The organism is Candidatus Pantoea symbiotica, assembly GCF_056491525.1.
Map to the genome: position 1 here is coordinate 373,493 of NZ_JBSZHR010000002.1, position 13,008 is coordinate 386,500.

Here is a 13,008-nt window from a genome sequence, read left to right on the forward strand (position 1 = left end):
AATAAACCCTCGTTTTTGCTCACATGAAAAGAGTAGGATGTGGCTCTATGCTGCCGCTTGCTGCCGGAAAGAAAAAGCGCGCTGGTTGAAATGATTATTTATTATTTTGAACAATCGATATGAAAGAAATTAAAACAGATAGCCTTTGGGTCCATTTGCACTGGTTAACCGTGCTGGCTGAGCTCGGCAGTTTTACGCGCGCGGCGGAACGATTAGACGTCAGCAAAGCGGCAATGAGTCAGAAGATTAAAGAGCTGGAAAAGATGGCGGGTGTGGCGTTGGTGCAGCGCACCACGCGCAGCGTGCGGCTGACCTCTGCCGGTGAAAAGCTGGTGGATGAGCTGCGCGATCCCTTTGCGCGTATCGCACAGAGCTTTTTCAGCGTACGTGATGAAGCGGGTCCGGTGCGTGGCATGGTGCGCGTGACGGCGCCGGTGGCGTTTGCGCGTCAGCAGCTGGTGCCGATCATCGGCGATTTCTTGCGCGACTATCCGCAGGTGCGTTTGCAGCTGGACGTCACCGATCGTCTGGTGTCGCTCGGCAGTGAAGGGTTTGATCTGGCGATTCGCCACAGCGATAGCCTGCCGGAAACACATGTTGCGTTGCCGCTGTGTGAAACCCGCGCGCTGCTGGTGGCATCGCCGGCGTATCTGGCGCAGAACGGTTTGCCGGATTCACCGCAGGCGTTGCAGCAGCACAATTGTCTTTATTACCCGCGCGGACTCGAGTCGCCGCAGTGGCGCTTTCGATTAGCGGACGGCGGCAGCGAAACCGTGCAGGTAAAGATTCAGGGTAATTTTGCCACCAACAACAGCGAGTCGATCCGTGATGCTGCATTGCAAGGTTTGGGCATTGCGATGCTGCCGGACTTCAGCGCCAGCGCGGCATTAGCCAGCGGCACGCTGCAGCAGGTGCTGCCGCAGTGGCAAGCGGTGGATGCCTTCGCCGATCGGTTGTGGGTGGTACGCCCGTATGCCGCACAGGTGCCACGGGCGGTGACCACCCTTATCCATTGGTTACGCGCGCGCTTTGTTGATGGGTGAAGCCAGTGCGATCGGCGCAGGCGTTTGCATCATCTGGCCCAATAAACTGCTGCGGTTGTAATGGCCGAGCCGCAGGTTGAAGTCGAGGTGCAGCTGCTCATTGCCGCTGAGTTTAATCACCGGCGGTGGCGTGAGTGGACGCTGGTGAAACAGCACCGCGTGGGCAAACGCCTCGCTCTTCCAGCCGCTTAAACGCTGATAGTAATAGGCGTTAGCCTCGCATTTACGCAGGTAGAGATTCACCCGGCGATGTTCGCGCATGGCGATCTGCTGCGCCAGTGAACCTAATTGCTGCTCCGGCTGCGCAATCTTCTGCGTCAGCAGGGAATAATCATCGCGCTTGGTCAATTCACTGAAGTAATTCTGTTCGCCGAGATGTTTGATCGGCGCGTAATGTTTTTGCCATTCGCGGATAAAGGGATTATTGGCGGTCGCCGCCAGGAACCAGCTCTCAATCACCGGCGCGAGATAGTTGACGGTGGCGTTTTCGTGATAATAACCAATCACATCCATACAACGTTCCTGATGCGCGCGATGCACCCAGGAGAGATCTTCAAATAATAAGGTGCTGCAATCAATGGCAATGCCGCCATAGCGCAACAGCAATTCCAGGCGAATCACTTCGCTTCTTTGCTGGGCGGTTAATTGGGTCGAGGTGAATATAAAATCCGGTAAAACTTCTTTTACCGTTAAACGATTTAATAAATGGATTTCATGGTCGGGATTATCCTGACGAATCTTTTTAATATTTAATGCCAGTGATTTCGGTAAATATTCATTATCCCAATACATCCAGACTTTCTTTGGAATCTCTGGCAGATCTTTTTCGCCAGAAAGTAACACGATATTGTCCTCTTCGCTGGGATCGTATTCCGGCGCACAGAGCGCAGTATGCTGTTTTTTCTGCAGGAAAGTCTGGCTGGTAAACGCGAGTCTTTTCCAGTTATGCCAGAGGGTTAACGCTGGCTGAAGGCGTTTTTTATTCATGATGCACCTGATTATTGTGATTATGGTGGCAAGGCGTCCCTGATCGTGGCGCTGAGCGCTCTTGATTGTCCTTTAGGCTGTGTGTAAAAAAAGTACTCTCCTATGCTTAATAAAACATTCTGTGCGATGCGGCTATCACTTTTTGATCCTTTCAGATAAACCGGAAAATCAAGGATCCGTTAAGCTTTAAATTAACGATAAATAATCGCGTGAATTGTTGGTTATTCTATTTTCTCCCATTAAGACTATTCCTAATAAAATAAGCAGAGCGTGGCGTAAGTCGCGGGTGAGATTAAAAAGTGCGCGTGAGATCACTTGTTAACCTGGCTGCATTTTTCGCTGGTCTGCCGGGAAAATCCCACCCTGAGTGAGGGTTAGCTACGCTTAAAGCAGGTGATCAACAAAAGGAGACACTATGCAGCGACACAACCGTGGATTACTGGCGGTCGATAAGCAGGGCAATCGCGTGCTGTTTCTCAATCCCGAAACCTTTGCCGTTGAGCAAGAGTTAAATGCTTTTCCGCCGCGTCCACACGAGCTTCTGATGCTGCCGCAGCTGGAGAAAGCTTACGTACCCATCTACGGCGACGGCATTCACGGCGACAATCCGCATCCTGGCCATAAAGTGGCGATCATCGATCTACGCCTGCGGCAGATCAGCGGTTTTATCGATCTGTCGCCATTAAAAGCACCGCACAGCGGCCAGTTAGGACGTGACGGCAAAGTTTATCTCTGCTGTGAAAACAGCGCGGTGGTGGCAGTGATTGATCCGGTTAGCGATCGCGTGGAGAAAACCATTCAACTGCCTTCGCACAATGCGCACCGGCTCACTTTATCGCCCAGCGGTCGCAAGCTGTTTACCGAAAATGAAGAGGACGCCAGCATTACCGTGGTGGATCTGTGTGAGGCGGAAGGGCGGATTATCGACAACATCCTGATGCCAGGCCCGATTTCCGGTATCGCCGCCTCACCTAAACATCCTTATCTGGTGGCGAGCGCCGCCGATGCGCCGCTGCTGTATGTGGTGGATCGGCAAAGTCATCGCATCCGCCAGCGCCTGACATTGCCGGGCCATCAGCAACCTTGTCAGGTAGTGCGCTTTAGTGCCAACGGTGAGCGGCTGGTGGCGATTGGCGATCAGGAGCCGGTGGTAACGTTGTTTGACGATCTGCTCAATCCGCTCGGCGATATTCAGGTTGGCAATAAGCCGATGGATGGCTGCTTCAGTGAGGATAATCGCAGCTTGCTGATTGCGAATGAGGGCGACGGTTCGCTCAGCGTGATTGATTTGCAGCAGATGAAGGTGATTGCCACGCCGCAGGCCGGTACCGGTTGTGAGGTGCTGAGCTACTTCCAACTTAAATGAATGGACGATGATAAATCGCACTGCTCCAGTGGCGGCTGCTGGCATGTTTTTCGGCCTGCCAGCCGCGCTTGCGTAACTCACGCGCAATCAGCTTGTTCATGATGCCGTGACCAACCAATAACACCGTGCCTTGCTGCGACAGCGTCACCAGTTTATCTGCCGCCAGACGGGCGCGTTGACGCGCATGCTGCACCGATTCGACATGGCCGCTATAGCCGCACAGCCATAACAGGCGTAATAGCGCTAGCCAGACGTTGAGCGGCAGATGCAGGCGCTCAAACGGCAACGTCGGTATCGCGACTTCGCTAAAAACCTCATCCACCGCGTGCGGCTGTAAACCCAGACGCGTTAACGACGAACGGGCGCGCGGCAGCGGGCTGGTGGCGATCACACTCGCGAGTCGCGCAATGGTCTGACTGCGCGGCGGCGGGGAGTCGCAAATATCAGCCTGATCGTAACCTTCACACCAGTCAGCCAATGCCCGCGCCGAAAAGCGCCCATTGACTGGATGATCGGGTTTACCGTGTCGCATAAGAATAATGGTCATAGCGCTCCTGAGTGGTATTGCTCCAGTGTAATGCAGACGTTAAGTAAGTCGCGCATCCATGACGGGATTTAAGAGTATTGCCTGTTTGTCATTAAACCTTAACTGAACTGTGCGAAAAACAGCGCGATGAAGAGTTAGCCTGCGCCGTTAAATGGTAAGCAATAATCGTCAATCAAGCTTCAATAAGACAATTCTTGCGCCATGCATTAGATGTAATGTCATGATTTGACGCCATTTTTGCCTTGTTTTCATGAGTTATAGTGAAGTTTATCTAATAAATTTCTCTATTATCACTTGATTTATCTACGCGCGTAGATAGACTATCTCCATAGTGATAACTCACGGTGCCAGAGACGAAGTTGGCCTTGAGATGACCCAGTTACATTTGCCTCATTAATGCGATCGATGAAAATTACATCGGCGGGAACAGGCGAAGAAGCGGATTCCAACACCAGGGAATTCATTACTGATTTTTCATCCAGGTTTGCCTACTGAACGTCGCCACCGGGGAGTTCCGCTTGTTGCAAGGGAACTGACCCACGGAAGGGCGTTTACTGTTTTTACCTCTTTCAGGGAATGGGTTATGACGGTTTCGCAACAAAGCTCACTGACATCCTCCTCAGCTGCCGACGCGCGGTTTGAAACATCTTCCGGCCGTAAAGATTTCTGGCGCGCCACGTTCTCCTGCTGGCTTGGCACCGCGATGGAATATGCGGATTTTGCGCTCTATGGCCTCGCCGCCGGCATTATCTTTGGTGACGTCTTCTTCCCCGAAGCCACGCCTGCTATCGCCTTGCTCTCGAGTTTTGCCACCTGGTCAGTCGGCTTTATTGCTCGCCCGATTGGTGCCTTGCTGTTCGGCTGGATTGGCGATCGCAAGGGCCGCAAAACGGTAATGATCTCGACCATCATTCTGATGGGCGCCTCCACAACACTCATTGGTTTGATTCCTTCCTATGCCAGCATTGGCGTCTGGGCTCCCGCATGTCTGGTGCTGCTGCGCTTTACGCAAGGTTTGGGGGCGGGCGCAGAGTTGTCTGGCGGTACGGTGATGCTGGGCGAATATGCACCGGTTGAACGTCGCGGTTTGGTTTCGTCGGTGATTGCGCTGGGCTCAAACAGCGGCACGCTGATTGCGTCGCTGGTATGGCTGGCGGTGATCCAGATGGACAAAGAGAGTTTGCTGGCGTGGGGCTGGCGTATTCCGTTCCTCAGCAGCGTGCTGATTGCGGTGGTGGCGTTGTGGATTCGTCGCAATCTGCGTGAAACGCCGGTGTTTGAACGCCAGCAGGCGGAATTGCAGGCCGAACGTAACGCCACGCTGGCACAGGCGAAAGAAGAAGTGGATACGCGCAGCTTCTGGCGCCGCACCCGCGCTTTCTGGACCATGGTCGGTTTACGCATCGGCGAAAACGGTCCTTCTTATCTGGCGCAGGGCTTTATTGTCGGTTATGTCGCCAAAGTACTGATGCTCGACAAATCGGTGCCCACCACGGCGGTATTCATCGCCTCTTTACTTGGCTTCCTGATTATTCCGTTTGCCGGCTGGCTGTCGGATCGCTTTGGTCGCCGCATTACCTACCGCTGTTTCTGCTTATTGCTGATGTTCTACGCCTGGCCTGCCTTCAGTCTGATGGACAGCCGCGATCCAGCGATTGTGATGGCGGTAATTGTGGTCGGTATGGCGCTGGCATCGCTGGGTATTTTCGGCGTGCAGGCAGCGTGGGGCGTCGAGATGTTTGGCGTGAAGCGTCGTTACACCAAGATGGCGGTAGCGAAAGAGCTGGGGTCTATCCTTTCAGGAGGCACCGCGCCATTAGTGGCGGCGGCGCTGCTGTCGTTTACCGGACACTGGTGGCCGATTGCAGTTTACTTCACGGCGATGGCCAGCATCGGTTTTCTCACCACTTTCGTGGCGCCGGAAACGCGCGGACGCGATCTCAATCTGCCGGAAGATGCCATCTGACCAGCAGGATCGCGTAAACCATCATCACCATTGGCCGGCGATTCCGGCCAATGGCATTTACGCAGGGGCAAAGGAATGGCGAAATCTCCAACCGGAAACGTAACGCGCACGGACGTGGCAAAAATTGCCGGCACCTCGGTGGCGGTGGTTAGTTACGTGATCAATAACGGCCCGCGACCGGTGGCAGAAGCCACGCGTCAGCGCGTGCTGGAGGCGATCAAGCAGACCGGCTACCGCCCCAATGCGGTGGCGCGCGCGCTGGCTTCGGGCAGCACCAAAACCTTTGGTTTAGTGGTGCCGAACATCGGTAATCCCTTTGTTGCTTCGATGGCGCACATGCTGTTGCAGGAGTCGATGAATCACGGCCACGTCATGTTGCTGGGTGATGCCGGTGACGATCGCAAACGCGAGCTGGAGATTATTCAGGGTCTGTTAAATCGTCAGGTTGATGGTCTGTTTTATAACAGCGTCGATCGCCATCCCTATATTGATGTGATTCAGGCCAGCGGTACGCCGCTGGTAATGCTGGATCGCATTGAGCCACGTCCAGGCGTCAGCATGCTGCGCGTTAATGAACGCGAAGCGGCGTGCCAGGTGACGGCGCATCTGCTCAGTCACGGTTATCAGCAGGTGGGCATGATCAGCGGCCCGTTGGATATGCTTAACGCGCAGGATCGTATTCAGGGCTGGCGCGATGCGCTGGCGCAGAAAGGATTGCTGGCGGATGAGGCGATGATTTTTCCGGCCAGCTACACGCGGCAGGGCGGTTATGACGCCGCGCAGCGCATGGTAGCCAGCGGTCGTGTGCCGCGCGCGCTGTTTACCAGTAATGAAGGCCAGGCGATTGGCTGCATTCGTGCGCTGTCGGAGCATGGACTGCGCGTGCCGCAGGATGTCGCGCTGGTGTGTTTTAACGGTACCGATCAGTCGGCGTTTCATGTGCCGACGCTCACCACCGTCCGTCAGCCGCTGCGTGATATGGCGCGCAGTGCGATTGCCATGCTCAAAAATTGGGATGGCGACGCGAAGCTGGCGGAGTTCCCTCACCACTTAGAAATCGGTGAGTCCTGTGGCTGCCAGCTTACTCAACAACAATAAAACTATAACACTATGAAAAGATTGATTATCGATTGTGATCCGGGAAACGGTATAGCGGGCGCCAACACCGACGACGGCCTTGCGCTGGCGTTAGCATTGGCTTCGAAGTCGCTGTCGCTGGAACTAATTACCACCGTCACCGGCAACACGCCGAGCGCGGTCGGTGCGCAGGTCGCCAAAGATCTGCTGCAGCGATTGGGACGTAACATTCCGGTGGTGCAGGGCGCGTTGCAGGCGCTGCGCGAAGATCCTGCGCCGTGGCGTGCGCGTCTTGATCACGTAGCCGATGAAAAGCTTGGTGAACTGTGGCGCGGCGTGCGGCAGCCGCAGCGCATTCCGGCGGATGGGCATGACGCGGCTGGCGTAATGGGCCAACTGATTTGTGACAATCCCGGCGAGTTTACGCTGGTGGCGATCGGCCCGCTGACCAACGTGGCGCTGGCGCTGCAGCGTTATCCGGCCATGGCGGAATCGGTGGCAGAGATTGTGATTATGGGCGGCGTGTTCGCGCTGGATGATTACATCAAAGACACCAATTTTGGCCTCGATCCGGAAGCGGCGCATCAGGTACTGCACAGCGGCGCGACCATCACGCTGGTACCGATGGATGCCACCACGCAAACCTTGATGACGCAGCAGGATCTCACGCGGCTTACCGCTAACGATCATCCATTGCCACAGTTTGTGCGCGAGACGTTACGTCCGTGGATCGATTATTCGATTCGCACCCGCCATTTGCCCGGCTGCTGGATTCATGATGCGCTGGTGGTGGCGTGGTTGCTGAATCAGCGAGTCGCCGACGGCGTGGATTATCATGTGGATATTGAGCTGCGTCCCGGCGCCACGCGCGGCAAAAGCTGGCGTTATCGCACGCCGCTGCGTTTGGATATCGGCGTGCCGCCGCAGACCGGCGCGTTGGTGCATGTGATTCAAACCGTCAATAACGCGCTGCTGCTGGAGATGATCGAAAAGGCGTTTAATCAGTTGTAACGTCCGTCACTGTAGGGTCGTCATTTATGGCGACCTTCCTCTTCAACATGACACGCTTTTTTACACCGCGAATCACTCGCTGACAATTCCCGTCCCAGTCCGCCTTTCTGACATGCTATATACAAATAGTTAACATAATAGTAACTCGTGAAATTATTCGCGCGGTAACTTCTACTATAAATCCGGCCAACGATCCGGAAGCTAATCAGACAGGATAACAACATGTTCAACTGGACTGCGACCCAGCGCAACGTGGCTTTTGCCAGTTTCGCGAGCTGGACGCTGGATGCGTTCGACTTCTTTATCTTAGTGTTTGTCCTCAGCGATCTTGCCCAGTATTTCCATACCAGCGTCTCCGATGTATCCCTCGCCATCATGCTCACGCTCGCCGTGCGTCCGATCGGCGCGCTGCTGTTTGGTCGGCTGGCGGAGAAGTATGGCCGCCGACCGATTCTGATGCTCAATATCGTGATGTTCTCGGCGTTTGAACTGCTTTCGGCGTGGTCGCCCACCTTCACGGCGTTCCTTGGTTTCCGCGTGATTTACGGCGTGGCGATGGGCGGCATTTGGGGCGTGGCGTCGTCGCTGGCGCTGGAAACCATTCCGGATCGCTCGCGCGGCTTGATGTCCGGCATCTTCCAGGCCGGTTATCCATGCGGCTATCTGCTGGCGTCGGTGATTTTTGGTTTGTTCTTCGAAACGGTCGGCTGGCGCGGCATGTTCCTGATTGGCGCGTTGCCGATTCTGCTGCTGCCGTTTATCTACTTCAAAGTGCCAGAATCGCCGGTGTGGCTGGCGGCGCGCGAGCGTAAAGAGAGCAATGCTCTGCTGCCGATTATCCGCCAGCACTGGAAAATCTGTATCTATATGGTGCTGCTGATGGCCTGCTTTAACTTCTTCAGCCACGGTACGCAGGATCTCTATCCCACCTTCCTGAAAGTGCAGCATCAGTTTGATCCGCACACCGTCAGCATTATTGCTATTAGCTACAACATCGCGGCGATGCTGGGCGGCATCACCTTTGGCGCACTCTCCGAGCGCATTGGCCGTAAGCGCGCGATTATTCTGGCGTCATTCCTCGCGCTGCCGGTGCTGCCGCTGTGGGCCTTCTCCAGCGGTTCATGGATGATCGGTATCGGCGCGTTTCTGATGCAGTTTATGGTGCAGGGCGCGTGGGGTGTGGTGCCGACCTATCTCACCGAACTGGTGCCCGCCAACGCGCGTGCGGTGCTGCCGGGCTTTGTCTATCAACTGGGGAATTTAATTGCCTCAGTGAATGCGACGGTGCAGTCGCGTATTGCCGAGGCACACGGCGGCAATTATGGTTTGGGGATGGCGATTGTCGCCGGAACGGTGGCGGTGCTGATTTGCGTGTTGGTGGCTTTTGGTCGGGAGACGCGCGGCATCGAAATCTCCGGTGCTGCCGCGCGCGAGTCGCGTTAAAGCGCCTCGCAGACGTCAACCCATTTCGCCGCAGTGAGTTCTGCCATGCGCTGCGGCGAAATGCGTACCGCGCTATGAATCGATCCTGCTGCTGGCAGCACTTCGTCAAAGCTGCGCAGCGACACATCGCAATAAATGGTCAGCGGATTTTCCAGCCCGAACGGACAGACGCCGCCGACCGGATGCCCGGTCCAGTTCACCACTTCATCCACGCTTAACATGCGCGCCTTGGCGCCGAGCGCAGCTTTCAGCTTGCGGTTGTCGAGACGCGCATCGCCGCGCGTGACGATCAGCACGATGGCATCCTTCACTTTCAGCGACAGGGTTTTGGCGATTTGCCCAGGCTGAACGCCATGAACGCGTGCGGCCAGCTCAACGGTGGCGGTGCTTTCCGGCATCTCGATGATGTCGATATCCGGTGCATGTTCGGCAAAGAAGTGCCGTACCGACTCCAGGCTCATTGTTATCTCCGGTAAAAACAGAGCCAAAAAAATGCCATAAGCCTGGAAAAGTGTAAACGGGAGAAAAGGAGAATCTGTAACAGAATGCGCGGGTGCTACACCGCTTTTAACGTGCAGTTACCACAACGTTCTACATCGGGGATGCGATAGCGCTGGCAGCAGCTGCGTCGCTCCATTTCGCCATTGCGCGGGATCATGGTGCGATACAGCGGGTTATCGCTGCCATCGAGCAGTGACTGAGTGAAAAATAGCGCCTGCTCTAACTGCAAAATCGTCTCTTCCGGCAGCTGGTTTTTCAGCTCACCGAGGAACCAGTAAAACGAAAAGCCCATGTTGTTCCAGATGAGCTTCGCATTGATATCACCGTGCTGCGTCATGCCGTTCACTGCCGGAATCAGGCATTGCTGAATCAGGCGATCGATACGCTGCTGGGCATTGAAGTAGCGCGCATCGTCATCTTCCTGCACATCCAGCCAGAAAGCGCACGGATGGCCGTTTTCGTGGAACTCAACGTGAATCAGATGCGGCGAGCAGTTCAGCGCACGCGGTTCCTGTAATAACGCCATCATCAGCGGTGGCAGCAGCAGACCAAAATACCATTGCGCCCACAGCGACTGCAGCGGCTTAGCTTCCTGTTGCACATCGGGGTGATCGCGATAGAGATAGTCGCTGTAGCGCTGCGTCAGGCGGCGATAGTGAAGCGGATTTGACCACTCGGCCAGCGTTAACGTCCCGGCGGGTGCCGGTTGGCCGAGCTTGAGGTTGTCCAGCATGTAGCTGCGTTGATCGCGCATCAGATCTTCCAGCGCGCTCGCTAAACTGCGATCGCTCTGCATAAAGATCAGCGGATGCTCGCTGAAGCGATGATCCTGACGCGTGATGATGGCCATGCCGGTCCTGAGTGATAACGGGAATCGAGAGACAAATGATAATCGTTCCCGTCGTTTTGAACAACATTTCTGCACATGTTGCAAATCTTGACGAGGTCTGCGTAGGGTCGCCATTCATGGCGACCAGCAAAACCTTACGCCAGGTTGTCACTCGGCTGGGTCAATTTCGGCAAATCTTCCCACGCTAAAATGGTGTTACGTCCCTGATTTTTCGCCACATATAGTGCGCGATCGGCATTGGCCACCGCCTGATCAAAATCCTCATCGAAGATGGGCGCAATCCCCGCGCTGATGGTGACGTGCGTCGACACTTTCTCATTGAAGCGATGCGGAATTTCCAAATCCACCACGTACTGACGAATGCGCTCAGCCAGTTTCATCGCAATTGAGGCGTTCACGTTGGTCATCAGCACCAGAAACTCTTCGCCGCCGTAGCGCGTGACCACATCGCGCGAGCGTACCGCGTCGCGGATTGCTACGGACACGCGTGCCAGCGCCTGATCGCCCATCGCATGGCCGTAATTGTCGTTGTAGGCTTTGAAGTGGTCGATATCCAGCAGCAGCACAAAGTGGCTGCCGGCGTGGTTTTCCATAATGGTATCAAGGCGATTCTTCAATCCACGGCGGTTGTACAAGCCGGTAAGCGGATCCAGCATGCTCAAATCGCTGAAGCTCTCTTTTTCCTCATATAGTTGGCTCACCAGCCGACGGGTAAAGGTATCAAAGCGACGACGCATTAAATGGTGCAGTGAAAAGCCGATTAACGGCAGTGTAATAGTGAATAAGATCATCATTAAATGCTGACCATCATCCAATAACAGCACGGTTAATACCGGCGGCGTGATGTGTAAACAAAATGCGATCAAATAATCACTCAGCGCAATTGCACTGATAAAGAAAACGCTTAACAGGCTGATAATTAAAAAGCTGCCATCAAAATAGTAAACCAGATGATATCTGTGGTTAATATGCCACGCCCACAGCGCACCCAATATAAAAGCGACAGGATTTAATAGCGGTAATTTTTGTTTTGACGCCATTAAACAAATAACCAGCAGCGTGGAGCTGAAGCCCGCCACAACGGCAACCGGCAGCGAGCGGATTGGGCTGTCGCTGCCTAAAATCGGCAGCAGGCAAAAAAGCGAAACGGCGACATTAAGAAACAGAAATAGCATCAGCGACAGCCGATATTTACTCTGTTTCAACTCATCATAAGATTGTAATTTCATTATTATTCTCGTGACAGCCCTGATATATCAAAGCGCTACCCGTAAGTAATAGTTTACCTACCCGGATAGAGAGCACGTTATTGTTGTGTTAGCGATATTGTTATCGGCGGCAATTTAGCATTTTCCAGTAATTCTGTCATCCGGCATGGCTTGCGACAAAAAATTCGCTGCAAGATGAGAAATATTGTCATATGATAATGCGAATATTTATCATCTGAGGGTTGCGCAATGATCATGGCGATAATGGCCGCCTGCGGACTTTGGGGCGTGAGCTGGATTATGGGTAAACGTCTGGATAGCGGCTGGGGCGTGTTATTACCCTGCGCGGCTATGCCGGTTTTTGCGTTATGGGAACCGAGTTTCAGCCAATGGCGGGTGGTGATGATTGTGGCGCTGCTGCTGACCGTGGTGATGCTGTTTCATCATCGTCTGCGTCACTATCTCTTGCTGCCGTCTTGTCTGGCATTGGCGGGCGGATTAGCGGCAGTGTCGGTCAATTTCCACGTCATCTGATCAAATCGCAGAAACGACAACATCACGCTGAGAGCGTGAAGTTCGTTGAAATCTTTTGGGAATTTACTGCTCGAAAGGAGTGACAACTGTTGGTGCGAAGGGAGGGACTTGAACCCTCACGTCCGTAAGAACACTAACACCTGAAGCTAGCGCGTCTACCAATTCCGCCACCATCGCATCTTAGTTGTCTGTTTATATCGTCGCATTGGTGCGAAGGGAGGGACTTGAACCCTCACGTCCGTAAGAACACTAACACCTGAAGCTAGCGCGTCTACCAATTCCGCCACCATCGCTCAGTGCGCAGATATAAACTGTGTGATTTTAGTTTGGTGCGAAGGGAGGGACTTGAACCCTCACGTCCGAAAGAACACTAACACCTGAAGCTAGCGCGTCTACCAATTCCGCCACCATCGCAAACTAACAACACCCTAAAGTATTGCTAACCACGGAGGCGCATTTTAGAGATTTTACTCAT

General features: G+C 54.3%; 12 protein-coding genes and 3 tRNA genes. 7 read left to right on the top strand and 8 right to left on the bottom strand.

Annotated features, from left to right (window positions below):
* Positions 1-119: 119 nt before the first annotated feature.
* Positions 120-1,043 carry a LysR family transcriptional regulator gene (locus ACXIZX_RS02335; protein WP_101762199.1) on the top strand — a complete coding sequence of 308 codons (924 nt, stop codon included), beginning with the start codon at positions 120-122 and terminating at the stop codon, positions 1,041-1,043.
* Here the strand turns inward: ACXIZX_RS02335 and ACXIZX_RS02340 are convergent.
* The gene (locus ACXIZX_RS02340; protein ID WP_008107736.1) at positions 1,017-2,030 is read right to left on the bottom strand and encodes a glycosyltransferase family 32 protein; all 1,014 of its coding nucleotides are present in this window, start codon (positions 2,028-2,030) and stop codon (positions 1,017-1,019) included. The genes ACXIZX_RS02335 and ACXIZX_RS02340 overlap by 27 nt on opposite strands.
* Before the next feature lie 415 nt (positions 2,031-2,445).
* Here ACXIZX_RS02340 and ACXIZX_RS02345 point away from each other — a divergent pair, with 415 nt between their 5' ends.
* Entirely contained in the window at positions 2,446-3,396 is a 951-nt protein-coding gene (locus ACXIZX_RS02345) for a YncE family protein (protein WP_479403528.1), read from the top strand.
* On the opposite strand, the gene ACXIZX_RS02350 is transcribed toward ACXIZX_RS02345, so the two are convergent.
* Positions 3,389-3,943, bottom strand: a complete 555-nt coding sequence (locus ACXIZX_RS02350) for a histidine phosphatase family protein (RefSeq protein ID WP_154193074.1) — start codon at positions 3,941-3,943, stop codon at positions 3,389-3,391. The genes ACXIZX_RS02345 and ACXIZX_RS02350 overlap by 8 nt on opposite strands.
* A 583-nt stretch (positions 3,944-4,526) precedes the next feature.
* On the opposite strand from ACXIZX_RS02350, the gene ACXIZX_RS02355 reads away from it, so the two are divergent.
* The 4 genes from ACXIZX_RS02355 (at position 4,527) to ACXIZX_RS02370 (ending at position 9,440) form a co-directional block, all read left to right on the top strand.
* Positions 4,527-5,909 carry an MFS transporter gene (locus ACXIZX_RS02355; protein WP_091003759.1) on the top strand — a complete coding sequence of 461 codons (1,383 nt, stop codon included), beginning with the start codon at positions 4,527-4,529 and terminating at the stop codon, positions 5,907-5,909.
* A 75-nt stretch (positions 5,910-5,984) separates the two neighbouring features.
* Entirely contained in the window at positions 5,985-7,007 is a 1,023-nt protein-coding gene (locus ACXIZX_RS02360) for a LacI family DNA-binding transcriptional regulator (protein ID WP_008107730.1), read from the top strand.
* 12 nt (positions 7,008-7,019) lie between these two features.
* Positions 7,020-7,997, top strand: coding sequence for a nucleoside hydrolase (locus ACXIZX_RS02365; protein ID WP_008107729.1), 978 nt, complete (start codon positions 7,020-7,022; stop codon positions 7,995-7,997).
* 222 nt (positions 7,998-8,219) lie between these two features.
* Positions 8,220-9,440: an MFS transporter gene (locus tag ACXIZX_RS02370; RefSeq protein ID WP_008107723.1), complete on the top strand. Its 1,221-nt coding sequence runs from the start codon at positions 8,220-8,222 to the stop codon at positions 9,438-9,440.
* On the opposite strand, the gene ACXIZX_RS02375 is transcribed toward ACXIZX_RS02370, so the two are convergent.
* From ACXIZX_RS02375 to ACXIZX_RS02385, 3 genes are all read right to left on the bottom strand, one after another.
* Complete coding sequence (locus tag ACXIZX_RS02375; protein WP_061718187.1) at positions 9,437-9,901, bottom strand: YbaK/EbsC family protein; 465 nt, start codon at positions 9,899-9,901, stop codon at positions 9,437-9,439. The two genes, ACXIZX_RS02370 and ACXIZX_RS02375, sit on opposite strands and share 4 nt — an antisense overlap.
* 95 nt (positions 9,902-9,996) lie before the next feature.
* A complete protein-coding gene (gene fhuF, locus ACXIZX_RS02380) occupies positions 9,997-10,791 on the bottom strand; it encodes a siderophore-iron reductase FhuF (RefSeq protein ID WP_479403529.1) in 795 nt (264 codons plus the stop codon).
* Between the two features lie 134 nt (positions 10,792-10,925).
* Positions 10,926-12,020, bottom strand: coding sequence for a GGDEF domain-containing protein (locus tag ACXIZX_RS02385; protein WP_154181768.1), 1,095 nt, complete (start codon positions 12,018-12,020; stop codon positions 10,926-10,928).
* Positions 12,021-12,248: 228 nt separating this feature from the next.
* On the opposite strand from ACXIZX_RS02385, the gene ACXIZX_RS02390 reads away from it, so the two are divergent.
* Positions 12,249-12,533, top strand: coding sequence for a DUF1435 domain-containing protein (locus ACXIZX_RS02390; protein ID WP_008107719.1), 285 nt, complete (start codon positions 12,249-12,251; stop codon positions 12,531-12,533).
* Positions 12,534-12,623: 90 nt separating this feature from the next.
* On the opposite strand, the gene ACXIZX_RS02395 is transcribed toward ACXIZX_RS02390, so the two are convergent.
* The 3 genes from ACXIZX_RS02395 to ACXIZX_RS02405 all read right to left on the bottom strand — a co-directional run bounded on the left by ACXIZX_RS02395 (position 12,624) and on the right by ACXIZX_RS02405 (position 12,947).
* A tRNA-Leu gene (locus ACXIZX_RS02395) sits at positions 12,624-12,710 on the bottom strand.
* Between the two features lie 29 nt (positions 12,711-12,739).
* A tRNA-Leu gene (locus ACXIZX_RS02400) sits at positions 12,740-12,826 on the bottom strand.
* A 34-nt stretch (positions 12,827-12,860) separates the two neighbouring features.
* Positions 12,861-12,947: transfer RNA gene (locus ACXIZX_RS02405), tRNA-Leu, on the bottom strand.
* Positions 12,948-13,008: the final 61 nt, after the last annotated feature.

Excerpts from the sequence above, each read along its gene's own strand:
- ACXIZX_RS02335 (WP_101762199.1), top strand. The coding sequence starts at position 120 with ATGAAAGAAATTAAAACAGATAGCCTTTGGGTCCATTTGCACTGGTTA.
- ACXIZX_RS02340 (WP_008107736.1), bottom strand. The coding sequence starts at position 2,030 with ATGAATAAAAAACGCCTTCAGCCAGCGTTAACCCTCTGGCATAACTGG.
- ACXIZX_RS02345 (WP_479403528.1), top strand. The coding sequence starts at position 2,446 with ATGCAGCGACACAACCGTGGATTACTGGCGGTCGATAAGCAGGGCAAT.
- ACXIZX_RS02350 (WP_154193074.1), bottom strand. The coding sequence starts at position 3,943 with ATGACCATTATTCTTATGCGACACGGTAAACCCGATCATCCAGTCAAT.
- ACXIZX_RS02355 (WP_091003759.1), top strand. The coding sequence starts at position 4,527 with ATGACGGTTTCGCAACAAAGCTCACTGACATCCTCCTCAGCTGCCGAC.
- ACXIZX_RS02360 (WP_008107730.1), top strand. The coding sequence starts at position 5,985 with ATGGCGAAATCTCCAACCGGAAACGTAACGCGCACGGACGTGGCAAAA.
- ACXIZX_RS02365 (WP_008107729.1), top strand. The coding sequence starts at position 7,020 with ATGAAAAGATTGATTATCGATTGTGATCCGGGAAACGGTATAGCGGGC.
- ACXIZX_RS02370 (WP_008107723.1), top strand. The coding sequence starts at position 8,220 with ATGTTCAACTGGACTGCGACCCAGCGCAACGTGGCTTTTGCCAGTTTC.
- ACXIZX_RS02375 (WP_061718187.1), bottom strand. The coding sequence starts at position 9,901 with ATGAGCCTGGAGTCGGTACGGCACTTCTTTGCCGAACATGCACCGGAT.
- fhuF (WP_479403529.1), bottom strand. The coding sequence starts at position 10,791 with ATGGCCATCATCACGCGTCAGGATCATCGCTTCAGCGAGCATCCGCTG.
- ACXIZX_RS02385 (WP_154181768.1), bottom strand. The coding sequence starts at position 12,020 with ATGAAATTACAATCTTATGATGAGTTGAAACAGAGTAAATATCGGCTG.
- ACXIZX_RS02390 (WP_008107719.1), top strand. The coding sequence starts at position 12,249 with ATGATCATGGCGATAATGGCCGCCTGCGGACTTTGGGGCGTGAGCTGG.